Source organism: Arenibacter sp. S6351L, from assembly GCF_023016025.1.
Lineage (GTDB): Bacteria > Bacteroidota > Bacteroidia > Flavobacteriales > Flavobacteriaceae > Arenibacter > Arenibacter algicola_B.
This window is the reverse complement of sequence record NZ_JALKBB010000008.1, coordinates 160741-187628: the sequence shown is the minus strand read 5'-3', so window position 1 is coordinate 187628 and position 26888 is coordinate 160741. Positions and strand designations below refer to the sequence as shown.

Here is a 26888-nt window from a genome sequence, read left to right as displayed (position 1 = left end):
ACTAGTTTTCTTCTATTAAAGCTTTGTTGCGTGAACGTTGTACCCAGATAATGAGACCAACAACGATCAAGGCCATGGGGGACAACAACATAAATCCGTTATTCTCATAGCCAATGGCATATAAACCGGTTTTTTCTATGGGATCTCCCAAGACCTTAAACCCAAGTAATGTACCAGAACCCAATAGTTCCCTAAAGAATCCAATAATGATCAATATTAAACCATATCCGGCCGAGTTTCCTATACCATCCAAGAAAGACCTCCATGGTCCGTTGGCCAAAGCAAAAGCTTCAAAACGTCCCATAATAATACAGTTCGTAATGATAAGACCCACGAAAACAGAAAGCGTTTTGCTCAATTCATAAGCAAAGGCCTTCAGCACCTGATCTACCATAATAACAAGGGCGGCTACAACCACCAATTGTACAATAATTCTAATTTTGGAAGGTATAATGTTCCGCATTAAGGAAATAACAACATTTCCCATGCCCAATACGAACATAACCGATAGGGCCATTACTATGGATGCCTTTAGTTCTGCTGTAATTGCCAATGCTGAACAAATTCCCAATACCTGAATGGTAATTGGGTTATTATCTGCCAAAGGGTCTAATATTAGACTCGTATCTTTTTTTGAAAGTAGTGCCATGTTTTAATTTTTAGCTCGTATTGATTCCAAGTAGGACTTATATAGGTTTACGCTTTCTTTGATCATCGCAGACAGACCGTTACCGGTAATGGTAGCTCCTGCCAATGCATCAACCTCATTATCATCTTTTATTTCATTGGTAGGATCGTTATTTCCCTTGGCAACGGCTATACCGGCATATTCTGTACCGTTCAAAATGGATTCTCCCGTAAAGTCGTCCATAAAGTAACGTTGCTTGATATTGGCACCTAAACCTGGGGTCTCCCCTTTATGGTCAAAATACACGCCTTTTACCACCAAATTATTATCCAGGGCAACAAATCCCCATATAGCATCCCAAAGACCTTTGCCCCGCATAGGAATGATATAGTACTTGGAACCGTCCTTTTCACCAATAAACAAAGGTAATTTCCTTGTTTTACCAGCTTTGGCCTCTGTTTCCTGTTTTTTAAGATCTATTAGGTAGGCTTTGTCGTCTTTGGTAATCTTATCCCCTTCAATAACCAATTGCTCCGTGATATATTTTTCAAATTCACCCGCAACCTTATCGGTAGAAACAAAATTTACACTTCCTTCGTCCTCATTTTCGTTTACGCCCATGGCATAAAGAATATTCTGTTGTTTTTCCAGTCTTTCGTTCTCCTGTATCTTTTCACTGAGTGAAGACGCAAAAAATGCTAAAAGAGACCCTACTATTACCACCATAACGGCGGCGAAAATAACGGTGTAACTATTTTTATCTGTGTTAACTGCCATGATTATACTGTTTCTGCTTTTAATTCCTGAGCTTTTCCTTCACCGTCCCTAGGCAAAATAGTAGCGTTCTTAGCACGCTTCAATCTTTTATTTATATTCCCCCTAACCACATAGTGATCAATTGTTGGAGCAAAAACGTTCATCAACAAAATAGCCAAGAATACGCCTTCTGGGTAAGCAGGGTTGAAAACCCTGATCAATACCGAAATAAACCCTATAAAGAATCCATAATACCATTTACCCTTATTGGTCTGGGCACCGGTAACCGGATCGGTTGCCATGTACACAATACCAAAGGCCAAACCACCAACGATCAAATGCTGCCAAAAGGCAAAACTCATTAATCCGTAGAACTTGCTCGTCTCGGTTATCCAACCTGCATCGACCACTCCGTTAAAGATAAGTCCCATAACCAAGGCCCCTATTACGGCACTCACCATGATTCTCCAACTTGCAATCTTACTATAGATCAAGAATAGTCCGCCCAACAAAATTAGTATAGTAGAGGTTTCCCCAACAGATCCAGGAATAAACCCAAAAAACATATCTGAAACGGAATAAGACATTTCTGCCCCCTTACCTTGTGCCAAATAGCCCAAAATGGTTTCTCCGGAAATAGCGTCGGGACCACCGGCCAAATCCACCGCCTGGTGTACCCATACCTTATCCCCACTCATCCAAGTAGGATAGGCAAAGAACAAAAATGCCCTAATGGTAAGTGCAGGGTTCAAAATATTCATTCCTGTACCTCCAAACACTTCCTTCCCAATGACCACTCCAAATACTACGGCCACGGCCAACATCCATAATGGTGTATCAATTGGTACGATCAATGGCACCAACATACCGGTAACCAAATATCCTTCCTCAACCTCATGACCTTTAATTACAGCGAATAAAAATTCAACCGCAAGTCCAACGGCATAGGAAACGATTACCAAAGGCAGCACGGTCCATGCTCCCATAATGAAATTCTCCCAAGTTAGGAAGTTTCCAAACAAGGAAGCTTGTCTTACCACACCATTGGCAGCATCCACAGCCGCATAGTGCTGATAACCAGCATTGAAAATCCCAAAAATAAGCACAGGCACCAAAGCCATGATTACCGTGTTCATCGTACGCTTCAAATCATCCACGGCACGTACATGGGAACCAGAATGTGTAGTTTCGTTGGGAGCGTACAAAAAGGTATGGATTGCATTGAATGCAGGAGCCATTTTCTTGCCCTTGTACTTCTCCTTTAGGTTATGTAAATTACTTTTTAAGCTCATCTTTTATCCTATTTCTTTATATAATAAATCCAACCCTTCCCTAATGATCTGTTGATGGGGTTGTTTAGAGATGCAAATAAATTCTGTAAGTGAAAAATCTTCGGGAGCAACTTCGTAAAGACCCAATTGCTCCATTTCATCCAAGTCCTTCACCATACATGCTTTTAGAAGTTGTAAAGGATAAATGTCCATTGGAAAAACTTCTTCATACAATCCAGTTACCACAAATGCCCTATGTTCTCCATTGGTATTGGTATCCAATTCGTATTTCTTTTTGGGCTGTAACCAAGAGAAGGTCAAGGCCCTAGTTGAAGATATTTTATTAAAAACAGGCTTGTTCCAGCCAAAAAATTCATAATCATCACCTTCAGGAATTACACTTACGGTATTGTTATAATACCCTAAATATCCGTCAGGCTTTGCTTTGGAACCAGTAAGGACATCCCCATTGATCACCCTGAAATTTTCAGTATTCACACCACTGGCATATAGAAAGGTAGCTATTTCAGAACCTATTTTAGTAGTGTAATATTTAGGAGACTTAACGCTGGAACCGACAAGAGCCACAACCCTTTCAGGATTATATCTTCCCGTTAACAAAAGCTCCCCTATAATAACCAAGTCCTGCGGAGTAATTGTCCAAACCACTTCGCCTTTATTAATTGGATCTATTTTATTGATCTGGGTACCTACCAAACCAGCTGGATGGGGACCGGAAACATTATGTATTTCCGCACCTTCCATCTTGGAAAAAATAGACTGCCCACCTTTACCTACAGACACATGTACCTTTCCGGGAGTTAATTTCCCCAAAACAGTAATTGCTGCCTGAATTTCATTTTCCTTTCCCTTTAAGGCATAATCCAAATCGGCCGCCATAGGACTGGTAACATAAGCAGAGATGAATATGGACTTAGGGGTTACACTTGGGTTCGCAATTATATCATAAGGTCTTTGCTTGATAAAAGGCCAACACCCAGATTTTAAAAGCAACGCTTTAACCTCTTCAGCTTTGGCGCTTTTAGGGGATAAAGGTGCATGCGACACAAATTCTTGGCTTTTGTCCGCCAAAATTTTCAAGGTTAATATTTTTCTTCTTGCACCTCTCACTACCTCGATCAATTCTCCGCTTACCGGCGAAACAAAAAGCATGTCTTCCACATTTTTATTGAAAAAAAGTGGCTCTCCCGCCTTTACTTCAGCGCCTTGCTTAACTAATAATTTAGGTGTAATTCCGTGAAAATCCTGAAGATTAATCGCATAAACATTACTTAAAACAGCTTTGGAAGTAGTCTTTTCCGCATCACCAATAAGATTAATGTTCAAGCCTTTTTTAATTCGGATGTCTTTAGACATATTTAGTAGACCTTAGGTTATCAAAATTTCGAGCAAATTTAATACTTAATAAAAAGTTTTCATAATTATTACTTATAAATTTAGAGATTAAAACATGCTAATCCATTTAGGCTTGGTTTTTGCTTACCTTTACCCGAAAATATTACCAAATGAGATTGAATCTTTTTGCGCTTATACTGTTCATTTCCTGCCATTTTGCTTTTGCCCAGGTGCAGATGGAAATTAACCCTCCAACAAATATCAAAACAATTGTATTTAAAGGTGATACCGATGACCAATTTCCGGTCGTAAGCTTAGGAAGCCCAGTTTATTTGGAATTTGATGACCTTTTGGCCAACGAACAAGACTACTATTACAAGATAGTACATTGCGATTATGACTGGACACCATCTTCCCTTTTAAAGTCGCAATATCTAAACGGAATGGACAATGAGCGGATAGTGGATTACGCAAACAGCTACTCCACATTGCAACCTTATTCCAACTACAAGCTTACTATACCCAATGATAATACCCGATTAAAAGTTAGCGGCAATTACGTATTGGAGATTTACAACAGTTATAATGAGCTTCAATTTTCCAGAAGATTTATAGTGTATGAAGATCAGGTTGCTGTGGGCGGTGTAGTAAAACGTTCCAGGGATTTTACCTATTTAAATGAAAAACAAGTTGTACAGTTTACCATAAACGCCAATCAGGTGAAATTGGTAAACCCCAATAAGGAAGTAAAAGTTGCCATAATACAAAACAACCTATGGCCTACCACCATTACCAATATAAGCCCCCAATTTATACTGGGGTCGGAACTGGTGTATAAATATGATAAGGAAACCAGTTTTTTTGGAGGTAATGAATATTTTAATTTTGATACCAAAGACCTTAGGGCACCAAGTTCTTCCATTTCCCGGATAGAACTTACAGACCTTTACAACCACTATTTATTTATGGATTATTTTAGGGACGACCGGCCCTATACCTATTACCCCGATATTAACGGCGATTTTGTGGTCAGAACCTTGCAGGGAGATGACAGCTCCAGGGAGGCCGAATACAGTTACATACATTTTACCCTTCCCTACACAGCTAAAATTGGCTTGAACGATGTATATGTATTTGGAAAATACAATAATTACGCCCTTGATGAGGAAAACAAAATGACCTATAATGAAGATACGGGCAATATGGAGGCGGTTATAAAAATGAAACAAGGATTTTACAACTACAAATATGTAGTGAAAAACAATGAAGGTGTTATTGACATGAACACTATTTCAGGAAATTTTCATTTTACGGAAAACAACTACCTCATCTTGGTATATTATCGAAATTTTGGCGATATCTACGATAGTATTATTGGGGTTGGCTCTGCAAATTCCCGTTCCATCACCAATTAACCTTTGTTTTAATCAGATTCTTTAAATCCCACATCCCCTTAAGTGGCCGTAAGGCATTATAGAATTGAAGGCCTGGGAATGCGACAGCCATAACGGATACATTCGAGATAAAAGTGGCCCTAAGGATAATATTAACATTAGCTTAAACGTGTAAACAAAAAGTCTTATTATATTGCACCATCATAATTACGGGAATTACAACATAATCCCTCAACTATAATTAATAATGAACAGCAGTCTTTACCCTATTTGGAACAAAACCATTTTTACCCTTCTTCTTTTCTTAAGCTTAACAACCCTAGCGCAAGAAACTAAACTCGACAGTATTCTTGAGGATTACCACAACCATCCGGAACAGGTCCTTGTTGCAGCCCATAGAGCTACAAATCCCAACTATCCGGAAAATTCTTTAGCGGCCATAGGCGAAAGCATTCGTATAGGGGTAGATATCGTGGAAATTGACATTAGAAAAAGTAAGGACGGCGAACTGGTAATTATGCACGACAAAACTATTGACAGAACAACTAATGGTACAGGAAAAGTGGATGATTTTACCCTTGCCGAGCTCAAGGAGTTCAAACTTAAGTTTGGAAATAATATTACAGATGAGCAGATACCTACTTTTGAAGAGGTACTAAAGCTTACCAAGGGCAAGATGCTATTGGATGTAGATTTTAAGCTTGAAGGAGAGGCGGCCGTAAGACAAACTTTTGACCTGATCGAAAAATACGGAATGGAAGACCAGATATTATTTTTCCTTTATGATTTTCCCGAAACCACACAGTATCAAAAATTGAACAAGGACATTAAAATAATGCCTAGGGCATATTCCAGAAAGGACATTAGGGCCATAAGGAAATTGGAAGATATTTCTATTATTCATATTGATGAGAGCTATTATAAAGACAGAACCATGCGCCGACTTATAAAATCTGGATACAGGGTATGGATCAATGCTTTGGGCAAGTATGATAGAATGGAAGCCGAAGAGAAAAATTCGGGTTTTGATGCGCTGTTGTCCCGAAAATACGTCAACGTAATCCAAACCGATTTACCCGAAGAACTTTTGAGCTATCTTAGATCCAAGAACCTACACCGATAAGGTGTATTATACTCAGGAATGAAATCCATTACGGGAAGAATCAAAATTTTATTTTATATACCCCTTTTCCATACCCACTGCCATTCCTGATAACAAGTTTATGGTTTTGGTCATCGTAATTCCAAGACACCTCCTTTTCCAATAGTTTTCCGTCCAGCGAAACCGATTCCGGGATGCTATTGGAATGAATCCTTAAAAGATGGGAGAATTTTGTTCCTTCCAGGGAAAGTTTCAAACTACCAGCTGTTTTCTTATAAGAAATTGTAGTTTCTCCCTTTGTATCCGTATGGTAATAAATAAAACTATTTTCACTTTGGGGATACACTAAGATGGTCGTAAAGCCGTCTGAATCCTCATTTCCTAATCCGGTATAGGATCGCTTAATATCCATAGGAACAATAGCCCCTTCCTTTATATAGACTGGAAATTCGTCCATTGGAAATTCCCGCTCAATATCCACCTCTCCTTCAATGGGTTCATTATCGTTAAAAAAGTATCTCCATTGACCCTTGGGCAGAGTAACAGTCCTTTTTTTGGAATCCTTATATATTGGAGCCACCAGAAAGTCATCCCCGAACATATAGTGATACTTCCCTTGTTTTAAGGGGGTCTGCAACCTTCTTCCCCCATTATGGGCCGTAACCACATAGTGGTACATATAGGGCACCAATTCTGTATGCAACCAGGAAAACTTCCGTATTACCTGAAGCTCCTCTTCTGTTCTTTTCCAAAGTCGCCTTTCTCCATGGCCCCCGTTCATGAACAGACCGCAAAAAGTGGAAAATTGTGTCCAGCGCATATACAATCTTGGAGGAATCGTTTTCCCGGAAAACCCGGCCACATCAGACCCAACAATATTATATCCCAGTTCGGCGCTTTTTAGAATACTCTTTATAGCCGACTCATAACCTTGAATTCCATCCAAAGCTATGTCCACGTTTTCATTCCCGCTTTCCAAGATCATTTCATTGGTAACCCATTCGTGCTTCTGATCGCCTACCCAATTTACCGGGGAAGCATCAATGGGCGCAAAGCCTTCGGGATGAAACCCACGGTCTATAGATCGTGAAAGTGTAACGAACTCTGGATTTTGGGTAAGCCCATGTTGGTATTCATCCCTATAGTAATGGTCCATATAGGTTCTAGCGGTCATAATTCCCTTGGATGTCCGCTTATAGAATATTGGTACTGGACCAAGTTGGTTCCAAAAAAGGGTTGCGGTGCCATCCAGCTTCCATCCATCTATACCAAGATCAAAAACATTTTGTTGTAACCCCCGCCACCAATCCATGGCATTGTCATCGGTATAATCTATAAAGCCACCCTCTCCTTTCCACCATTTATTTGGCTTGTTGGATTTAACCAGAAAGCCATTATCCATAGCTTCCTGATACCAATCATTGGATTCCTTTATGTGAGTGTCTTTACTATAACTATTGACCATGGTGGTCATCCAAAGTACTACCCTATAATCATTGTCCTGAAGCTTTTTAAACCATTGTTCGGGTTTTTTATAGAGACTAGTATCAATTTCAAAATCATTATAGCGCAAAGACCAAGGGCTATCCAAAATAATGGTTCTAACGGGAATATCATTTTTTTTATACCCTACCAACAATTCGTCTACATAATCTGAAGTATTAACATCGTCTTCCCAAAGCCAACATTCCAATGCCCAAGGTGGGGTTAAAGGCGGATTTCCATGCCGCTGACTATTGAACGGCATTCCCCATACAGGGAAAATCCAATAGAAATAAGCGACGACACCTAAAGTCGCCAAAACCCAAGCAGCAATCTTTAGAGCCTTTCTTTTCAATTTGAATTCTTCATTTTTTTAAAGAATCTAAAATATATGGTTACCAGTGAATAGACCATAAAAATAGACCCTATGGCAAGCAGCATGGAACTGTATTCGGCGAATACTTTACTATAGCCCTTTACCGCATTGCCCCTAACCATATAATACAGACCCAGGACAATTAAAAACAGGGCGCTTACCATACCTGTCAGTGCCATTCTCTTATGCATGGGGATAAAATGTTCCCTTCTGTAATTCCAAAGCAATTGTAACAAAACCAACCATAAAGCCCAGGAGAGTACTTGCCAGAAATTGAGTGTCCTAAAATAATTCACCACAGTAATATAGGGCTGGAACAACAAATTTTCTCCACTATAAAAAGGTCGGTCTTGGTACATAAGTACCTTTACCCTACTTTGATCCCTACTTCTTAATATTTCCAAAATGGATTTTTCCTTTATCTCCGGATCCATTTGATGCCAATTTGGAATTTGGAAAGCATTCCATATGCCACATGCCCTACCGTATCCATGAAAATCAAGTCCGCCGATCATCAGAAGCTTGTTGCTCTCACAGAATTTTTTAAGATCATTAAATAAGGTTCGGTCATAATATAATTCCTTGCCTACATTTTCAATTTCAAAACCATCAGCACCTAGATCCTTATAAAACTCCTTATCATTTCCCTTACCGTCAAACCAATGATTAATTATTACAGCCCCTCCATGCTTATGCACCAAATTTACAATGAGGGAATCGGGTTTCCCCTTTGTTTCAAATTTTCCATTCAGCCCCAATAAACTCATATGATTGGAACCCGAATGTTCTTGACCAACCATGATTAAAGGTTCTAAGGGAAATTGATTATTTCTTTGTTTGGTTGAGAAGTCCAACGTTTTTTTGTGATTGGCATGATCTGTTATAAAAAAGGCATCGAACCCATTTCTTTTATGCCATGCCCACATTTTTTCTTGGGATATCAACCCATCATGACTAAATTCTGTATGGGCGTGACTAGTTACCAATATTTCATCCGAAGTGTTATTTACAATGGTATTATTAGGCAATCTAATGAAAAGGATAACGACAAAAACTGAAAAACAAATACCGATCAACAAAGGTAGGTTTCCTAAAAACCGCAATGCTGTTTGCCTTCTATAAGGAGCTGCCTCAACTTTAAAAATCTTGATCAGACTGAAGCATATATAAAAAACCAATATCCATAATAGGGTAATCGGCAATTCCTGTAGGGGGTAAATAGAGCGATTAAAATATAGCAACAACCCCAATATTGGTTCAAAAAAAATCCTCAATACCGGGACATGTATATCGTATTCGGGAACGGTTTTCAGGGTAAGTGCATCAATAATATGTATATCCAAATGAAAAAAAAGTGCTAGGAAAGCGATAACCAAAATCGGAATTGCAACAAAAGACTTTTTCAACATTTTAATATTATCCATTACTCGAGGACTTCCAGATAAACCTCTTTAATACAAAAGGAAAAAAATTAACCAAGAAAACACAATAAGGGCTCCCTGGCAGACTTTTCAATGTACTGGATTATACTCATTTTTATAGTTAAATTGAGCTATATACTTTTTAATCCTATTTCGCTGTTCTTCCGTGAATCGGTCCAAAGGTTCCGCATTATGATCTTGACAAATACCCATGGCCATCAAAGCCGCTTTAGTACCTTTTATATGCCTTGAGGAATATTCCCCTACCTCATAAATTGTCCGGTGAACCATAATTACCTTATCCCGCAATAATTTTATTTTTTCCAAATTTTGATCCATTGCGGCCTCATATAAATCTACAAAAAGTCTTGGAAAAAAATTAGCTCCTCCGGCAACGGAGCCGTGACCCCCGTTCATAATGGTCTCTGGCAAAAACAGTTCGGTTCCTGCAATAATGGAAAAAGAAGGATCGCTCTTAAACTCTTCTATCAACATATAGAGGTAGGTAAGATCTCCAGAACTATCCTTAATACCGATAGCCCCTAATTCCTTGGCCCTCTTCACAACGTCCATGGATAAATGAAGTTTTGTACAACTAGGCATGTTATACAACATAAATGGCAAGGGTAGCATTGGGACTAAATTCTCCAGATAATCCCCCATTTCTTCTTGGGCAATTGGAAAATAGTAGGGAGGTGCCACTACCAAGGCGTCCGCGCCAACTTTTTTGGCATGGTTTGCTATCTCCATTGTCCCATCAAAAGAGGTATCCGTAATCCCTACCAAAACCGGAACCTTTTTATTTACGATTCTACAGGTTTCGGTTATGAGCTGTTTCCTTACCGCATAACTAAGACTAGGGCCTTCCCCTGTAGTCCCTAAAATAAAAATGCCGTGGACACCGCCATTTATTAAATGATTTAATAGATTTTTTAACCCCACAAGGTCTAACTCCTTATTCTCGAGCAAAGGGGTTACCATGGGTGGTATTATTCCTTTTATATTCAATTTCATGATTGTATAATTAAAGGATTAGATTAAATAATGGAAATACCTACCGATGGACAAAAAGTTGTAATTATCAATTTCATAATGGTTGGTTTTTTAGGTTGTTTATGAATTTATATATGATCAACAATTCCGTAAATCCGATAATTGGACCTACTGCTACTAATTATATAAAACTTGATTTGCTGCTCTAACAAAATAAACTCAATTTAAAAACCCCTGCCACTACAATATTGTTTTAATTGCATTAAATTTTAACCTTATTTCTGAATAATTTAATTATATTAGTCCAATATTGTCAATATACCAAGCCATGGAATTTATTTTTGAAAAAATATTTGTACCCAACAAGCATTCATTTATATCAAGAAAATTACCCTTGGCATCAAATGCTAGAATTCATTCCCATAGGAATTTTGAATTAAATTTTATTACTTCGGGATCGGGCCGAAGAATTGTTGGCGACAATATTTCCGGATTTGAAAAAGGCGATCTGGTTCTCCTTGGGCCTAATTTGCCCCACTGCTGGGAAGCCTTGGATTTTGAAAAGGGAAATGACCCCTTTTGCATTGTTACCCACTTTTCGGAAGATATTATAAACTCCGACTTTTTTAGGATGCCAGAGCTGGAACAGGTGGTAGATCTTTTAAAGCAATCGAACACCGGACTCCGTTTTAAATTGGACAATGACAGCCACATTAGGCAAAGCCTTGAACGAATGACACAATTGGAAGGCTTGGAATATTATATTGAAATGCTTAAAATATTTAATTTTCTATTACAGATAGATGAACGGGAAAACCTATCCAATCCCAACAACAGTTCTGCAGTTTTCTCCAAGAATCTGGATAAAATAAATAAAGTATACGAATACGTTTTTCAAAACATACAGGAAGGCGTTAAATTGGAAGAAGCCGCTGCTGTATTGAATATGGCACCCAGTTCATTTTGCAGATATTTCAAAAAGAAGACAGACCTTACCTTTATGGAATATGTAAAAAGCGTTAGGGTTGGCATAGCTGCCAAATTGCTGGCGGAAACCGATAAGCAGATAACACAGATCTGTTTTGAAAGCGGGTACAACAATCTAGCCAATTTTAACCATTATTTTAAGCATATTATGGGCAAAACCCCCTCGGATTACCGAAAGACTTTTAGGTGATTTATGGTTGGCCCAGCCTCTCTATACCAAGTGATCGGCGCCTAATTTGGCCATGCAATAGGAACTAATCCACTTTTTTTTGCAATACAACAAATTCTCATTAAGCTTACCCTTCTACATTGAAAAAGAAGCATTGGATACATAAGTAACTATTGTTAAATTTTTTCAACCTTCCGGCCCAGTGCCTTTAGGACAAAAGTTTCCAAGTGCTGCATTAGATTGGTGTTCCTTGGTTGCATACAGTTCGTCTTGAGTAAACCACCTATACTTTTCCAACTGAAGTGCGACCAAATACATTTATGACGAAGCCGAAAAGTACCACGACAAAAGAAATTAAACTTATTGGAGGCAGGCTCCCCTGCCATTTTGAAGGGCTGGTCCAAGTAGAATATCCCATAAAAACAAGATGTGTTCCCAACATGAACAACAGCCCCAACAGGAATTCCTTTGAAGTAATAATATTTATCAGTAGTTCTTTGTTTTTAGAGCGATTTCTAAAGCACCAGTGATATAGCCCCAATATCATGAAACTGGCCATACCCGCGAGCAAGCTAAAATTCCCTACGACCGACAAGGTATTATCGCTATCAAAAAACTTGGGATAGTAGTGGGGATTAAAAATCAAAAAACTAAGGAGTACATGAAATATGGTTAACAACAGACCTGATATCCCCAAGATTTTTCTACTTTCCAACCCAAAATTTAAAGCCCGAATTCCTAAATGGGTCAGTGGCCTAATAGTAAAACTTAAAGTGAGCAATACTATTGCGGCCAAGGACACCCCTTTGTTCAGAATAAATATTGGCACATCTTTCCATGCTACAGTTCCCACCACATTATACCTTAAGACCGCATAGCCCATAGAAATAATTAAAACAATCCAAATAATCTTCAGGTATTTTCTTTGTACGCTTTCCTCCATTAAAACCAATCCTCAATTTAATTCATAGGAAATCTATCCCTGTCCCCCAAGTCACCGTGCACGCTTATGGCTATCAAAGCCAGAATTGCAATTACACCAAGTACTATAATCAAATAAACAATCCATTTTTTAAGGTCTACCTTATCTATTTCCGTATAGTTGAACTGCCAACTACCGGAACGGAGCAAAGCAAAAATCAATATAATATTCACTACATAAAGATGATGGTTAAGATGCATTTCTCCCCCAAAAATTCCCGTTACGGCATAGCTCATAAACGTATAAGCTATTAGCATGGTAAAAAATGTAATCGAAACATCTTTCTGCGAGTATTCTTCTTTTTTAAATCTCCAAAAGATGGATACCACCATTGCCAATAACACCAAAAGGACCATTATGGTACTCGTAGAGGCAATGGATTCTATATTGGGCAAACTCTCCAAACGTCTGGCAATATGGGACTGGGTCAATGATTCCCTGTAAACGATCAATGGAACAAAGAGCACCACAATAATTAGGGCGGACCAATTTTCCCATTTCGTAGCCTTTGTAGTTTCTTTAGGCCACTTGGAACTATACACCCCGTAAGCCATACCCGAGCCACCACAAAAACCGATGCAATATTCCATAACGTTCCACATGTTAAACGGTATTTCCCACGTATTTCCCAGTACCTGTAAAAAATTACCAAAACTAAAACCAATACCCCCGCCCAGCATAGCGTAAAAAGCCACCCTAATCGCCGAGTTTCTCTTTTCCCTGGCCATATACCACAACATGGCCAATCCGGCACCAAAACACACAGCCCAGGCCTCAGATCTCGGAGGTGTCATTTTAAAACCGATCTGCTCTATTAAAAAATAATAACTGATAATTCCTCCAACCGTCATTTCAGATAGCAAGGCTCCCCATCTTACCCTGTTTTCCTTAGTAGAATCCAGGGTTAAGCCTACTAGGCCTCCGCCCAATAAACCGAATAAACCTCCAATAACGAAAAGCATCCCCAAGCCGTAATACGCGTTAACAAAGTTATCGGCGAAACCATAGCCTACCACCATACCATAGCTGATCATTCCTCCGGCTCCCCAACCTACTGACGATGCCAAAGCCACCAACATCATTTTGTTATACCAATCCTTTCTGCCAGAAACCATGACCAGGGCCAGACCTCCTATTGCCCCTGCGAATGCAGCACCCTGCTCATGTCCAAACTGACCACGGATGGCCCAAGCTGTAGCGAGTGCCATCCCAACGATTAATATCGGTATACCTATTTTTTTTGTTTCCATGACTTTGTCCAAGATTATTTTCTTCTTTTTATTTCCACAGTTTCAATCTCATCGCCGTTTATGTCCGTCACATACAAATAGGCATTTTTCTTATTGATCTGTACATTGACAAAATGTTCTATTTTACTCGATTTCTTAGTTTCTGGCAAGGTAAGCTGAATATCATATAATGGCGCTCCTGCTCCGGCAGAAGTTATATAATGCACGCCATTTTTAGTGGCACGGTGATAATGGTGATCATGACCGTTCAAGAATACCTGCACCTTATGTCTTTCAAAAATGTCGCCCCAAAATTTACGGGTCTGTTCGGCCTCAGCCTTTCTATTTTTCATGGCACTGTACAATGGTTTATGTTGAAAAATAAATACAAATCCCGCTTCCTTATTCAATTCCAAAACATTTTCCAACCATTTTTTCTGGGTATTAAAATACTCCGAGAAGGCACTTTGCCAGAAAGCATCACTATTTTTTTCGGAAATAAAATCGGGCTCCGAAATTTGTTTCCCCTCACTATCCAAAACAATAAAAAGGGCATCTCCAACAGTAAAATAGTAGTATTTTTCGTTATTGGGCAAATCGAACAGATCATAGTAATAGGGCGAATCCTTTTCATGGTTGCCCAATACAGGATAGTAGGGCGTATTTCTCATAAGCTCCTTGTTAACCCCAAAAAAGGCTTCCCAATCGCTAATAGACCTTCCATTGGCCACCAAATCCCCTGAATTGATAATAAACCTTGGATTGGTCTCCATGATTTTGGCCACTATTTTGGCATGCACATCGTGCCTGTTCCTAGAATCTCCAGTAACTGCAAAATTAAAGGGTACAATTTCATCGGGGTAAGTAGTCAGAGTACCTTTGCCCTCATCCGAGCCGTCGTTAAGTACATCATATTGATATTCTGTATTGGGCTCCAGATCCCCTAGATGAATTTTGTGGTGTTTGTATTCCCTAATAGTCGTTACATTTCCGTCCTTATCCGTAATGGTAGGCGAACTTTCCAGGGTTGACCAACAAATAGTGGCATCCTTGGTTCCCATTTGCTGAATATAAGGACCCAAGGCAATTTTCTCCTTTTCTTGTGCAATAGCTAGGACACTGATAAAAAAGAGGGATGCGAATAATACTTTTTGCATGATTTTCAATTTTAAACTTCGGAATAATTAATCCGACATTAGAAAAAATATATTAATAAATGGTTTTAAACCCTTGGATCGGACCAATAAAACCCTAACTCCGATAATAAGAGGGGATTTGTTAGACTATGGCATTTCAATGAGCCCATGGCCTTTGAATTACGAATCTCTGTAATAAAAAGAGGCAGTCCTTACGGAATGCCTCCTTTAAATAGCTGCTAAACTAACTCAAATAAAAATTTTAGTAAGGTTTTCCAGTACCCTGCAATAGCCACATTTTGGACCATGCACTGTTATTACTTGTATCTTCACCTTTGTATTCCGTAGTTTCCAATTTCTGAATGGCAGCATCGGCATTTTCGGAATTAGTGTCTATCTCATTGATATGATAATAAAATCTCAGTGGCAAGGCATCCCTTTTAGTAGCAACGCCCACTTGAAGATCGGGTAAACCGGTTCTTCTATAATCGAACCAGGATTCAGTAGCAGCGGACCAACTGGCAATCCACTTTTGCTCCATGATATCTTCCAATCCACCATAGGCAGCTCCTGCAATATAATCATCATACTCACCACCAACGCCCCAGGTAACCAAAGACTGTCTAATTCCTTCGTTATAATGGCTCTCTGGACCACCGCTCACCCAGCCTTTTAACGCTGCTTCCGCCAAAATGAAATGTACTTCAGCGGCCGAGAGTAAGCGGGCCTTTAACAACGGACCACTAGCGGCCTTATAAATATCATTCAATTGGGAAGCATGTGGGTTGGCACTTCCTTGAAGGGATCCAACCGTTTTAAGATTATAAGCTCCAGCCAATACCATTGCAGTAGGAAGACCTATATATTCTTTATCATAATCTACAGGTTCCCCTACTATATCCACGTAAGCGTCAACGATGTCCTGTGAAATACGTCTCTCTCCGTTTACAATTTCATCCGTTCCGTCCGGGGCACCTGGATCCAATACCAAAGGTATCTCAACTTTATTTGCCCAAACCCCTAACCTAGGGTCGTCCAATTCCTGCAAGGCATCTACCAAGGTTTTTGCCATTTTAAGTCTAAAATAGGCTCCGTTAGGGCTATTGTCGAATTGGGTATTGGTAGGCCAGGAATCACTTCCTGTGTTGCCTACATAAGACATGGCGGCATCATCAGAGGCATCCAATATCAACGGATATTGGGCAGCATTGGAGGTAAGCCTTCTAATACCTTCTTCCGCCAACCCCGGCTCTTTTGCAGATAATCGCATATAATATCTCAATGCCAATGAATTGGCAAATTTTCTCCATTTGGAAACATTACCACCATAGAGTACATCTTGATCTTCCTGAATACTAAAATATGCACTCTGGCTTTTGGACAAAAGGGTATTGGCCCTTGCCAAGTCCGCCAGGATTCCCACATAGATGTCCTTTTGATCATCAAAGGCCGCATCAAAAAATTCTGCTCCTTCATCTCCCCTTAGCGCCTCGGAATAGGGGGCATCTCCCCATAAATCGGTTATCATTCCAAATAAATAGGCCTTCATTACCAAACCTACCCCTATATGAAATTCCAAATTATCGGTTTCTGCCTTTTCAATCAAGGTTTTATTATTGGTCAACAAGCTGTAATATCCATTCCAACTATGGGAGTCGTTGCTCCAATCATAGGAGTTATGTCCACCGGACCAACCATCTTTCTGGGTATGCTGCATGACCCCCGCGATATCCCCAAACCCCAGGTTCAAGGTGTTTTTCGCAGCGCCGCTAATTACCGTGGGCACCAATAGGTTGGGATCCACGTTATCCGAACCAATTCTATTGGGATTTTCATTAAGGTCCTCCAAGCCGTGACAAGAGACCAAAACTATAAGTCCCGATACCAATAAGGCCATTTTACTTTTTATCTGATACATCATGATCTTAGTTTTTTTTATTAAAATGTTATACCAATTTTAAAACCAACTGGGATAACCCATGGATCCACATTATAGCGTTCTATACCTTGTTTAAATTGGGTTCCCCGCTTATCTTGTCCGGATTCTGCTTGGTAAGCTCTTTCCGGATCCACTCCGAAAGCTGAATCCTTGGTCCACAACATAATATTCCGACTATAAACAGATACGTTTACATTGTCCAAGCCTGCTCTTTCCACAAACTTACTGGGCAGATCGTAACCCAATGATATCTCCCTTAATTTAATATAGTCCGCGTCAAACATATGTGGTGTTCCGAAATCCCATGCATTGGCAACAGAGAAAGGAATAAAATTCGTTCCATCTAGACCTAGGTTTTCGTTTTCCAAAATAAAATTACCATTTTCATCGTGATAACCTACTACCCCCGCATTGAAAACCCCGTCATAAACAACTGTTCCTGAAAAGGCCTCTGGAAAACCTCCATTGCCCGGAGGACCTCCAATAGAGATAAAGTTTTCGCCATAGATTAATAGATCGGCATTATCCAATACCCATTGCTTCAATTCAGGACCGGTCTGATTAATTCCAGGATCGATCAAGTTATCCAACAATTGCTGACTATAGCCATCCTCTGTCATATATCTTGAGGTTTGTGACATGTACTGACCACCTGATCGCCAGTCGAATGTCATATTCAAGGTTAAGTTCTTATAGGAAAAACTGGACTGTAACCCCATTACAAAATCAGGATTGTAGTTTCCTACCTTCACCCTTTCCTCTTCGGCCAACCATTCTGCATCTTCACCTTCACCCAACATTGGATATCCAAAATAAGGAGAATTTGGATCGGTCACCCTTTGGATCTTCGGAGAATACAAATTTCCGACCAAACCATCCTCGCCCGTGGCCGGATTGGCCACATAACCTCTGGATACACTCTTGTTCTCGCTCCAAAACTCTATATAATCCACTCCATCGGCTAGGGCCAAAACTTTTGACTCATTGGTAGTATAGTTTAAATTTAAATCCCAATTGAAGTTATCCGTTCTTATGGGAGTAATTCCCAAGGAAAATTCATAACCCTTACTTTCCAAGACCCCTGCATTTATACTTACACTGCTATAACCCGAAGACCCTGGAATAGGCACACTAGGAACAATTTGATTTCTGTTTTCCACTGTGTAATATGTACCTTCAAATCGGAATCTATTATTGAACATGGTCAGATCCACACCAAATTCTTTTGAAGTGGCCTCTTCCGGCTCCAAAGTCGGAGTACTCAAACCTCCAGGAGCGCTATAAAGAACAGCATTGTCCCATTGCCCCGCATTGTTGTAATAAGCTCCCAACTGATATGGACTGGTATCGTTACCTACCCTGGCCCAACCACCTCTAAGCTTAAAAAGATCAACTTTGGGAATATTCACTACTTCGCTTAACAAAAAGCTTAGGGAAGCCGATGGATAAAAATAAGATCTATTTTCTACAGGCAATGTACTGGACCAATCGTTCCTTGCGGTAACATCCAAATACAACATATCCTTAAATCCGAAATTACCCAAAGCGTACACACTGTTAATTCCTCGTTCACTCATATAACTGGAATATACCAAAGCCGTTGGGGCAATGTTGCTAATTGTAAATAGATCGGGTACAACAAGACCAACCCTTGAGGCTGCAGAATTGCTAATACCAGAACTTTTTTGATACATTAGGTTGCCACCTCCGGAAATTGACATATCAAAATCTCCAAATTCCTTGGTAAAAGTGGCCAAAAGATCCACATTGGTCTCCACTCCATCGGTCTTGGAAATACCGTAAGTACCATTATTGGTTTCCCCACTGTAACCTGGAGACATTTTAGTTTCTTGGGTCTGGTTATAACTGTTCAAATTATAACTGGTCCTTATATTGAAGGAAGGCGATAATTTCCAATCCAAGGCCATATTTCCAAATACCCTGTATCTTGAATAACTATTATTTACCTCGTTGGCCAAGAAATATGGATTGTTATAGTCATTGGATAGGCTCAACACGTCGGTGCCAGGCAAATCGTAATCCTTAATGCTCCTTATATCAATATTAGCCGGCATGGCATAAGCCCACTGTAAAGGATTTGCTCCCCTGTTGGAAGCCGGCCTATTATCGGCAAAACTATGAACCACGTTAACATTGGTACTTATCTCCAATTTATCGTTTAGATTGGATGTAGCGGACAATGAAAAACTATTTCTGTTTACATCAGAGTTGGGAACCAAACCAGTATTTTCCATATTGGTTACCCCCAATCTATAATTCAACGCTTTTGTACTATTGGTTACCGTTAAACTATTGGTGGTTGTAATTCCTGTCTGCACAAAATTCTTAATATTATTGGGATAAGATTTCAATTCTGTAGGAATAGGAACTCCATTGGCATCCAAGGGCGCATTCCATTGCACCGCAAAATACCCCTTATCCAATTCCGGTCCCGAGTTACCTCCAGAAAGCGCTATTGCCGGCATTATGTAACTTCCACCCTGTGATTCCGGCGAGAAGGAAAAATACCCTGAGGCAAATCGCGTCTGTTGCTCCAAATATTTATAAGGAACGTCAAAGACGGTATTGGAAGTGAAATTCACTTTCATCTTTTCTTTTTCGTTTGCTTTTTTTGTAGTGATCAATACCACTCCATTACCAGCACGTGAACCATACAGCGCAGCTGCACTAGGTCCTTTAAGAATACTTACATCCTCAATGCTATTTGGGTCCAAATCCGAGATGGCATTACCATAATCCACACGGTTATCGTTACCGAATCCACCCACGTTATTTACCGAGTTTGCAATGGGCACCCCATCTATCACAAATAATGGCTGGTTATCCGAGCTTAAGGAGATTGCACCCCTAATCACCATACTTACGGAAGAACCTGTACCACCGGTAGAGTTTAGAGTAACCCCAGCTACCTTACCGGATAGGGAGTTCAACACGTTTTCTTGTGCAACCCTTGTAAGTTCTTCCCCAGCTACATTTTCTACGGAGTATCCCAAAGATTTATCCGCACGTTTAATACCCAAAGCCGTTACCACTACCTCATCCAAGGCCTGTGCTCCTGGCTCTAGGGTGACATTAATGGAAGTTCTTCCATTCACTGTCACCTCTTGGGCCTCAAAACCTATATAGGTCAAAACAAGGACACCATTACCATTGGGTACATTAATACTGTAGTTCCCATCAAAATCCGAGGACACCCCCTGGGTAGTTCCTTTTAGCACGATACTGACCCCTGGCAATGGCATTCCATCTTCAGAAGACGTTATATTGCCCGATACTGTATGCTGAACAGACTGAGCCATTACAGAAGTCGAGCACAACACCATCAAAATCCAGCATATCTGCCCAATCCTCTGTACTTTATTTTTTAAATATGTGTTCATAGAATTATATTGTAGTTAGTTATTTTTCTTTTTGATTTTCCACATTACAGACTATTTCACAGCCTCAAAAGTTAATACTAGCGCATTGGTATTAAGCGGAGCATAATCCGGAGAAGCAGAAATAAACATGACCACCTTCATAGTGTTGTCCTTTATTTCCTGAATCATAACCTTTCGTTCATAATCCAAAAGCCCCAAAAACATAGTTCCGGAAAAACTTAATGTACTTACACCACTAAAAGTCAAGGCAAAAGTTGGAGGAGCATATACCGAAGACACTGTCAAATCTGTACTTTCCTCATAAGTAAAGGTAGCATCGGGCTCAGGGGTGTAATAACCGGTACACAAACCAAAATCCTGATCCGAACTGGGGTTTTTGATCCCTTGTCCGCCAGTGGTCAAGAATTGATATACCAAACCACTAAAAGCCGCTCCATCTTTTAAATCCATGGAATAGCTTCCATCAAAATGAAAGGTATATTCATCCTGATATACTTCACCCAATCCTAAACCAGCTCCCAATATACCTCCTGGAAGAGGGTATGGAGCACCATCAAATGGGGTAAGGCCTGCATCTGCATTGGCAAAATAATCCCCAGGGGAATGTGCATTGGCCAAACGCCAAGTCTTACCATTGGTAGCTGTAGGCCCACCGGTAAGTAATATATAAGGAGTTAAATCTACGGCCAGATTCACTTCCGTGCTTACTGAACTTCCATCCGAAGATGTTGCCGTTAACTTGGCAACGTAGTATCCACCTTCAGAATAAACATGTACCGGGTTTTTCTCACTGCTTGTAGTTCCATCCCCAAAATCCCACGTCCATGAAGCGGCATTGTTGGTCAACCCTTGGAAGGCTACTTTTTTCCCCACGACACTTTGAAAAATATCAGCGGTAAGAGGAATGTCTTCCGAACTGGAACTATCATCTGAGCTACAGGAAGACAGGGAAAGCACCATCGAAAATACAACTCCATACAACAGTATTAGATTTTTTTTAGTCATAAATCACAGTTTTTAGTTAGTTTTTTTCGCAGTCAAAGATCAAAAATTACCATTTACCAAAATCGTGTTACCAACTTGATAACCCCTAGTTAACGATATGTTAATATTAAGACCGTTTGATTACGCATTTACCAAAAATATATTTAAATTTTTCAATACAATTCAGATATATTATTAAATATGCATTAAATATTACCCCTCGATTTAAGAAATTAAATATATTTTTGTGAAATAAGTCAATATTCTTATTAAGTTTTATGCATGCATAATAAGAGCATTTTTAACATTTAAATGTGAAGATTTATGAAAAATAATTCTTACAAAGCTTGTAAGTCAAGATTGACCTTTCAAATCTTTATCTTCTTAGTTTCTATTAATGTCCATTCCCAACAACTAAAGGCGGGTGCGGCCAAACGAATAATTACCCCTGACCCGTTGATTTCGGTTTCCGGGGGAGTTGGCACCCCTCAACCAGCAACTGAAAAAAAAGGAGACCTTTATGTTAGGGCCATGGTATTGGAAAAGGGGACAGAAAAAATTGCCATAGTTAATATCGACAATCTGGGATGGCCGGCAGCACTGGGCAATAGAGCAAGAAAATTAATTAAGGACATTCCGTTCAACAATATATTAATAGGTGCCACACATACCCATAGTGCCCCCGATGCATATGCCTTCCCCGACGAAAAAGGTAATTATGCAGCCGATTTAAAGTATCTAGACTGGTGTGTAACCCAAATTGCGGATGCCGTAAATGAAGCTTCTTCAAACTTGGAACCCGCCAAATTAAAAATTGCAGTTGGCGAAGCCAAAGGCAAAATAGCCTATAACTACTATGCCCCTGAATTGTACGACCCAAGATGCGGTATAATACAGGCACTAGGCACCAAAGGCAAAAACAAAGACCTACCCATAGTAACTTTGGTAAACTATGCCATTCATCCAGAGGTAATAGGCAGTGATCAAGGAATACTTAGTCCGGATCTTATTGGCCCCCTGTACGATAGAATTGAAGCCAAGGCAGGAGGAATGGCCCTGTTTATGAACGGTGCCCAAGGCGGAATGGTCACTGCAGACAATAGGCTGGACAATGATAAGGAAGCCAATGATTGGGCAGAATGCCAGCGAATTGGGAACCTTTTGGCAGATGAGGCCTTAAGGATTTTATCTGAGGCCGAAATCCAAGAGGACCCAAAACTCTATTGCACCTCCACACAGGCCGAATTCCCAATAGATTCGGAAATGATGCGATACATCTTAAATAATTCCCCCTTAAAAATGGGTAACTCCGACCAATATGTAAGCACAACCCTTAACCTATTGAATATTGGATCTGCCCAAATCCTGACCATACCTGGGGAAGCCCTACCCAACATAGGATACTATTTAAAAAGAAATATGCCCACGGAACATCCTTTCCTTTTTGGTTTGACCAACGATGCCTTTGGGTATATATTGACCAAAGAAGATTTTAACAGTTTTAAAAGATATATGTATGTAAGTCGCACCAGTCTAGGGGAAAAAACAGGAGAAATCCTCATCAATGATTTATTGACCCTCATCCAAAACAGTCCAACACCTGATAAGTAAAACAATTCCTTAACTATTAACACAAGATCCAAATGAACAAATTGGCTTCTATTTTTTTATCAATGTCCTTACTATGTATTATTTCCTGCAAGGACAGCCCAAAAAAACTGGCGGAAAACGTTGCTCCTGCCGCAGCTGAAATAACTCCTTCCAACGCATTGCAAAGCTACTTGAACAATGAAGACAAAACCTATAAATGGGAACTGAAAGAGAATTACACCATAGAGGATGTAACCGCCTATGAACTTATGCTGACCTCCCAAAAATGGAGGGAGCATGTATGGACCCATGAACTCACCATATTGGTCCCTAAAGAAGTTACCCATGACGGAGCACTTCTAATGATTACAGGGGGGAGTATAAAAGAGGGAATACCCAATTGGTCGTCTAATGAAGAGGACAAAAAATCCATCAGTTTTGCCCAAGTAGCCGAAAAGAACAAGGCCATAGTGGCTATTGTTAGGCAGGTTCCCAACCAACCTCTATACGATGGCCTAACGGAAGACGAACTCATTTCCTTCACCTTGCACAATTACAAAAATGACAAAGACCCCACATGGCCTTTGTTATTCCCTATGGTAAAAAGTGCGGTCAGAGCTATGGATGCTGTTCAGGAGTTTAGTAGCAAAAACCTTCAAAAAGAGGTAACACGCTTTACGGTAACCGGAGCCTCTAAAAGGGGCTGGACTACATGGTTGACTGGAGCAAACGACAAAAGGGTGGAAACAATTGCCCCAATGGTAATAGACGTTTTAAATATGCCCGTTAGTTTGGATTACCATATTACGGCTTGGAACGAATATAGTATACAGATCAATGATTACATACAATTGGAAATTCCACAAACCGTAGGTACAGAGGATGGTAAAGCCTTGACCCAAATGGTAGATCCCTATTCTTACAGGGCCAATTTAACCATGCCAAAATTAATTTTTATTGGCACCAATGATGAATACTGGCCAGTAGATGCCATTAAGAACTACATCAATGATATTCCTGGTGAAAATTACATTCACTATGTACCCAATGCCGGTCATGATCTGGGTGGTGGCGAACAGGCTATAAGGGCTTTAAGTGCCTTTTGGGGAAAATCGTTGAACAAGACATCTCAGGCCACTTTGGCTTACGATCTAACAACCGATAAAACATCGGCTACCCTAACGGTCAAAACCACCTCCGATGAACTTCAAAACGCCTACATATGGTCTGCAGATTCGTCGGACAGGGACTTCAGGGACGAGGAATGGACTTCAAAGAAAATAGATTCCAAAGACCATGACCACATTTTTCAGCAGGTAAAATTCCCTAAAAGTGGCTTTAAGGCTTTTTATATCGATTTGGAATATGCTGATCCCAATGGTGGAAAATACACCAAGAGCACTAGAATGTATGTAGCTGATGACGATGAAATCCTTTAGTAAAAAACGTATATATTGGTTTTCAGGAATTATCGCCATTCTATTACTATTGGCATTTACCATCATTTATGCCAGCGATACGAGTGCAACTTTACCGGTCAATGAATATTATGCCTATGACAAGACCATACCGTTAAAGGATTCCCTGAACCTTTTAAAAGATACTACAGACTTTAAGTTGTATCATGTAACTTACAATAGTGTACACCATAAAAAAGTGACAGGAATTTTGAGCCTGCCCAAAATCGGTACCAGTCCCCTACCGGTTGTGATTTTAATGCACGGTCTTGGAGACAACAAGAACGTAGATTATGTATCTTATGGCAACGATCTCTTCCTTAAAAATGGGTATGCGGTATTAAGGATCGATTTTAGCGAACACGGGGAACGGAAAGAGGATGTTTATGATTTTAGCCTTACCGGAAATTACAAACATTGGAGCAGGGATATTATTAGTCAGACTGTATTCGATCTAAGGCGAGCGGTCGACTTTATTGAAACAAGGGAAGAACTGGATGCCCATAGAATAGGATATTACGGTATCAGTTTGGGTGGCATTACAGGCACCATTTTTTGCGGAATAGATGATCGCATAAAAGTTCCTATTGTGGCATTGGCTGGTGGACAATTGAATTTACTGTACGAAAAAGAAGCCCTGACCAAGGATGCAAAAGATTTTGTAAGTATCATTGAGCCATTAAATTTTGTAAAGCAGATTGCGCCCCGACCGTTCCTCATGTTAAATGCAAAAAACGATGAAATAGTACCTCCCCTAATGAGCACCCTGCTTTTTAAAGCAGCACAAGAGCCAAAAGAGATCATATGGTACGATGCTAAGCACAGGGATGCCCCGTTGGACATCATTTTCGGAGACGGGCTCAACTGGTTTAAAAAATATTTATAAATTAAAACATCAAAAATAAAATGAAAAAGTCATATCCAATTTCCTTGTTCATGAGCCTTTTTATGGCACTATTACTCATTAGTTGTGGGGAAAAGAAAAAAAATGCCGAAGAGGCCATTAACAACACTCCTGCAGAACTGGAAACAACCTTAGAAGCAAAAAACTGGGCCGAAAAATTGGGATGGCCTGCCGGAAAAAAGGTAATCATGTTGCATGCAGATGATATAGGGATGTGTCCTGAAGCCAACATTGCCGCCAAGGAACAATTGACCAAGGGGGAAATACAATCCGCTGCCGTGATGATACCCTGTCCCAACGCCGAAGAATTCATCAATTGGGCCAAGGAAAACCCTGCTATGGATGTTGGCCTACACCTTACGCTTACCAGTGAATGGAAAAAACATCGCTGGGGACCTATTACCCCAGATGCAGAAGTACCTGGACTATTGGATCCTGAAGACAAACTATGGAGGAGCGTACCGGAAGTAGTGCAACATGCTTCGGCCGAGGAGGTGGAAAAAGAAATACGGGCCCAAATTGAACAATCCATAGCCTGGGGCTATAGACCGGACCATATAGACACCCACATGGGCACCCTGTTCGGTGACCCCAGTTATGTAAAGGCCTACATGAAAGTGGCCCAGGAATACGGCATTCCAGCAAATATCATAGATATATCCGTACCATCGGTTCTGGCAGAGTTTAGAGCAAAGGGGTATCCTATGGATGATTCTGTGGTAAAGATGACCGAAGAGTACACCTTGCCCAAATTGGACTTTTTTTCCAGTGCACCAAAGGCGGATTCCTATGAAGAAAAGGTGGAAGCTTTTAAGACCTTGATTAAGTCCTTACCTCCCGGACTAACAGAAATCATTTTTCACCCCTCCGTAGAAACCGATAACCTTAGGGGCATTACGGGATCATGGCAACAACGGGTTTGGGAATCACAGATTTTTGGCGATCCAGACCTCATCAATTTCTTCAAAGAAGAGGGGATAATTTTTACTAATTGGAAAGAAATTATGACCCGTTTCAATTCCAAGAAATAAACACACATAAAGAATATTCACCAATATAGAAGAACAGGAAATATTCACTTGACAGCAAGTTAATTTTAGGACCGGAAAAGGCAAACAGACCTTACCGGTCTTTTCTTATAAATATGAAACTAAAACAAACCTAAAATCTAAATTATTCTAACCCTTTTAACAGAAATATTAACATATGTTCTATTTTCTGGTAAATTATAATGCAAATCCAATAAAATATAATAAGGAAAATAATATTTAATAAGTTTTATTTGTGTATATCCCCTTTATGGGAAAAAAGATAATATTTTACTTTAAAAC

20 protein-coding genes are annotated in these 26888 nt (G+C 39.9%); 7 read left to right on the top strand and 13 right to left on the bottom strand.

Annotated features, from left to right (window positions below):
• Nucleotide 1: 1 nt before the first annotated feature.
• The 4 genes from MWU82_RS09210 to MWU82_RS09195 are packed head-to-tail and all read right to left on the bottom strand — an operon-like array spanning nt 2 to nt 4032.
• Nucleotides 2-649, bottom strand: a complete 648-nt coding sequence (locus MWU82_RS09210; protein ID WP_072863479.1) for an NADH:ubiquinone reductase (Na(+)-transporting) subunit D — start codon at nt 647-649, stop codon at nt 2-4.
• Nucleotides 650-652: 3 nt separating this feature from the next.
• The gene (locus MWU82_RS09205) at nt 653-1405 is read right to left on the bottom strand and encodes a Na(+)-translocating NADH-quinone reductase subunit C (protein ID WP_247096174.1); all 753 of its coding nucleotides are present in this window, start codon (nt 1403-1405) and stop codon (nt 653-655) included.
• A 2-nt stretch (nt 1406-1407) separates the two neighbouring features.
• Nucleotides 1408-2676, bottom strand: coding sequence for an NADH:ubiquinone reductase (Na(+)-transporting) subunit B (locus MWU82_RS09200; protein WP_247096173.1), 1269 nt, complete (start codon nt 2674-2676; stop codon nt 1408-1410).
• Nucleotides 2677-2679: 3 nt separating this feature from the next.
• Entirely contained in the window at nt 2680-4032 is a 1353-nt protein-coding gene (locus tag MWU82_RS09195; protein ID WP_247096172.1) for a Na(+)-translocating NADH-quinone reductase subunit A, read from the bottom strand.
• Nucleotides 4033-4181: 149 nt separating this feature from the next.
• Here MWU82_RS09195 and MWU82_RS09190 point away from each other — a divergent pair, with 149 nt between their 5' ends.
• Both MWU82_RS09190 and MWU82_RS09185 read left to right on the top strand, forming a co-directional pair.
• A complete protein-coding gene (locus MWU82_RS09190; protein WP_247096171.1) occupies nt 4182-5426 on the top strand; it encodes a DUF5103 domain-containing protein in 1245 nt (414 codons plus the stop codon).
• A 226-nt stretch (nt 5427-5652) separates the two neighbouring features.
• Nucleotides 5653-6528, top strand: coding sequence for a glycerophosphodiester phosphodiesterase family protein (locus MWU82_RS09185; RefSeq protein ID WP_247096170.1), 876 nt, complete (start codon nt 5653-5655; stop codon nt 6526-6528).
• Between the two features lie 40 nt (nt 6529-6568).
• Here MWU82_RS09185 and MWU82_RS09180 read toward each other — a convergent pair whose 3' ends face one another.
• The 3 genes from MWU82_RS09180 to MWU82_RS09170 form a co-directional block, all read right to left on the bottom strand.
• Nucleotides 6569-8344 carry a TIM-barrel domain-containing protein gene (locus MWU82_RS09180; RefSeq protein ID WP_247096169.1) on the bottom strand — a complete coding sequence of 592 codons (1776 nt, stop codon included), beginning with the start codon at nt 8342-8344 and terminating at the stop codon, nt 6569-6571.
• Nucleotides 8341-9789: a PHP domain-containing protein gene (locus MWU82_RS09175; protein ID WP_247096168.1), complete on the bottom strand. Its 1449-nt coding sequence runs from the start codon at nt 9787-9789 to the stop codon at nt 8341-8343. The genes MWU82_RS09180 and MWU82_RS09175 overlap by 4 nt, the downstream gene beginning before the upstream one ends.
• An 87-nt stretch (nt 9790-9876) precedes the next feature.
• On the bottom strand, nt 9877-10800 hold the full coding sequence (locus MWU82_RS09170; RefSeq protein WP_215945920.1) for a dihydrodipicolinate synthase family protein: 924 nt from the start codon (nt 10798-10800) through the stop codon (nt 9877-9879).
• 307 nt (nt 10801-11107) lie between these two features.
• Between MWU82_RS09170 and MWU82_RS09165 the strand changes: the two genes are divergently transcribed.
• Nucleotides 11108-11956, top strand: coding sequence for an AraC family transcriptional regulator (locus tag MWU82_RS09165; protein ID WP_215945921.1), 849 nt, complete (start codon nt 11108-11110; stop codon nt 11954-11956).
• 262 nt (nt 11957-12218) lie between these two features.
• On the opposite strand, the gene MWU82_RS09160 is transcribed toward MWU82_RS09165, so the two are convergent.
• The 6 genes from MWU82_RS09160 to MWU82_RS24255 form a co-directional block, all read right to left on the bottom strand.
• Entirely contained in the window at nt 12219-12878 is a 660-nt protein-coding gene (locus MWU82_RS09160) for a hypothetical protein (protein ID WP_247096167.1), read from the bottom strand.
• Between the two features lie 17 nt (nt 12879-12895).
• Nucleotides 12896-14167 carry a hypothetical protein gene (locus tag MWU82_RS09155; RefSeq protein WP_247096166.1) on the bottom strand — a complete coding sequence of 424 codons (1272 nt, stop codon included), beginning with the start codon at nt 14165-14167 and terminating at the stop codon, nt 12896-12898.
• Nucleotides 14168-14181: 14 nt separating this feature from the next.
• The gene (locus MWU82_RS09150) at nt 14182-15303 is read right to left on the bottom strand and encodes a metallophosphoesterase (RefSeq protein WP_215945924.1); all 1122 of its coding nucleotides are present in this window, start codon (nt 15301-15303) and stop codon (nt 14182-14184) included.
• 241 nt (nt 15304-15544) lie between these two features.
• A complete protein-coding gene (locus tag MWU82_RS09145) occupies nt 15545-17203 on the bottom strand; it encodes a SusD/RagB family nutrient-binding outer membrane lipoprotein (protein WP_215945925.1) in 1659 nt (552 codons plus the stop codon).
• Nucleotides 17204-17220: 17 nt separating this feature from the next.
• A complete protein-coding gene (locus MWU82_RS09140; RefSeq protein ID WP_247096165.1) occupies nt 17221-20622 on the bottom strand; it encodes a SusC/RagA family TonB-linked outer membrane protein in 3402 nt (1133 codons plus the stop codon).
• A 51-nt stretch (nt 20623-20673) separates the two neighbouring features.
• The gene (locus tag MWU82_RS24255; RefSeq protein ID WP_215945927.1) at nt 20674-21627 is read right to left on the bottom strand and encodes a PKD domain-containing protein; all 954 of its coding nucleotides are present in this window, start codon (nt 21625-21627) and stop codon (nt 20674-20676) included.
• Nucleotides 21628-21930: 303 nt separating this feature from the next.
• Between MWU82_RS24255 and MWU82_RS09130 the strand changes: the two genes are divergently transcribed.
• From MWU82_RS09130 to MWU82_RS09115, 4 genes are read left to right on the top strand one after another with little or no spacing between them, the layout of a single operon-like run.
• On the top strand, nt 21931-23217 hold the full coding sequence (locus MWU82_RS09130) for a hypothetical protein (protein WP_247096164.1): 1287 nt from the start codon (nt 21931-21933) through the stop codon (nt 23215-23217).
• A 32-nt stretch (nt 23218-23249) separates the two neighbouring features.
• The gene (locus tag MWU82_RS09125) at nt 23250-24635 is read left to right on the top strand and encodes a PhoPQ-activated protein PqaA family protein (RefSeq protein ID WP_247096163.1); all 1386 of its coding nucleotides are present in this window, start codon (nt 23250-23252) and stop codon (nt 24633-24635) included.
• Nucleotides 24616-25539 carry an alpha/beta fold hydrolase gene (locus MWU82_RS09120; RefSeq protein ID WP_247096162.1) on the top strand — a complete coding sequence of 308 codons (924 nt, stop codon included), beginning with the start codon at nt 24616-24618 and terminating at the stop codon, nt 25537-25539. Before MWU82_RS09125 ends, MWU82_RS09120 begins: the two co-directional genes overlap by 20 nt.
• A 20-nt stretch (nt 25540-25559) precedes the next feature.
• Nucleotides 25560-26588 (top strand): polysaccharide deacetylase family protein, encoded by a 1029-nt coding sequence (locus tag MWU82_RS09115; RefSeq protein WP_247096161.1) that lies wholly within the window; start codon nt 25560-25562, stop codon nt 26586-26588.
• Nucleotides 26589-26888 lie beyond the last annotated feature (300 nt).

What these genes read in the sequence shown, in the direction of transcription:
- MWU82_RS09190 (WP_247096171.1), top strand. Translation starts at nt 4,182, where the DNA reads ATGAGATTGAATCTTTTTGCGCTTATACTGTTCATTTCCTGCCATTTT.
- MWU82_RS24255 (WP_215945927.1), bottom strand. Translation starts at nt 21,627, where the DNA reads ATGACTAAAAAAAATCTAATACTGTTGTATGGAGTTGTATTTTCGATG.
- MWU82_RS09195 (WP_247096172.1), bottom strand. Translation starts at nt 4,032, where the DNA reads ATGTCTAAAGACATCCGAATTAAAAAAGGCTTGAACATTAATCTTATT.
- MWU82_RS09115 (WP_247096161.1), top strand. Translation starts at nt 25,560, where the DNA reads ATGAAAAAGTCATATCCAATTTCCTTGTTCATGAGCCTTTTTATGGCA.
- MWU82_RS09155 (WP_247096166.1), bottom strand. Translation starts at nt 14,167, where the DNA reads ATGGAAACAAAAAAAATAGGTATACCGATATTAATCGTTGGGATGGCA.
- MWU82_RS09205 (WP_247096174.1), bottom strand. Translation starts at nt 1,405, where the DNA reads ATGGCAGTTAACACAGATAAAAATAGTTACACCGTTATTTTCGCCGCC.
- MWU82_RS09145 (WP_215945925.1), bottom strand. Translation starts at nt 17,203, where the DNA reads ATGATGTATCAGATAAAAAGTAAAATGGCCTTATTGGTATCGGGACTT.
- MWU82_RS09210 (WP_072863479.1), bottom strand. Translation starts at nt 649, where the DNA reads ATGGCACTACTTTCAAAAAAAGATACGAGTCTAATATTAGACCCTTTG.
- MWU82_RS09170 (WP_215945920.1), bottom strand. Translation starts at nt 10,800, where the DNA reads ATGAAATTGAATATAAAAGGAATAATACCACCCATGGTAACCCCTTTG.
- MWU82_RS09200 (WP_247096173.1), bottom strand. Translation starts at nt 2,676, where the DNA reads ATGAGCTTAAAAAGTAATTTACATAACCTAAAGGAGAAGTACAAGGGC.
- MWU82_RS09130 (WP_247096164.1), top strand. Translation starts at nt 21,931, where the DNA reads ATGAAAAATAATTCTTACAAAGCTTGTAAGTCAAGATTGACCTTTCAA.
- MWU82_RS09120 (WP_247096162.1), top strand. Translation starts at nt 24,616, where the DNA reads ATGACGATGAAATCCTTTAGTAAAAAACGTATATATTGGTTTTCAGGA.
- MWU82_RS09165 (WP_215945921.1), top strand. Translation starts at nt 11,108, where the DNA reads ATGGAATTTATTTTTGAAAAAATATTTGTACCCAACAAGCATTCATTT.
- MWU82_RS09125 (WP_247096163.1), top strand. Translation starts at nt 23,250, where the DNA reads ATGAACAAATTGGCTTCTATTTTTTTATCAATGTCCTTACTATGTATT.
- MWU82_RS09175 (WP_247096168.1), bottom strand. Translation starts at nt 9,789, where the DNA reads ATGGATAATATTAAAATGTTGAAAAAGTCTTTTGTTGCAATTCCGATT.
- MWU82_RS09160 (WP_247096167.1), bottom strand. Translation starts at nt 12,878, where the DNA reads ATGGAGGAAAGCGTACAAAGAAAATACCTGAAGATTATTTGGATTGTT.
- MWU82_RS09150 (WP_215945924.1), bottom strand. Translation starts at nt 15,303, where the DNA reads ATGCAAAAAGTATTATTCGCATCCCTCTTTTTTATCAGTGTCCTAGCT.
- MWU82_RS09185 (WP_247096170.1), top strand. Translation starts at nt 5,653, where the DNA reads ATGAACAGCAGTCTTTACCCTATTTGGAACAAAACCATTTTTACCCTT.
- MWU82_RS09140 (WP_247096165.1), bottom strand. Translation starts at nt 20,622, where the DNA reads ATGAACACATATTTAAAAAATAAAGTACAGAGGATTGGGCAGATATGC.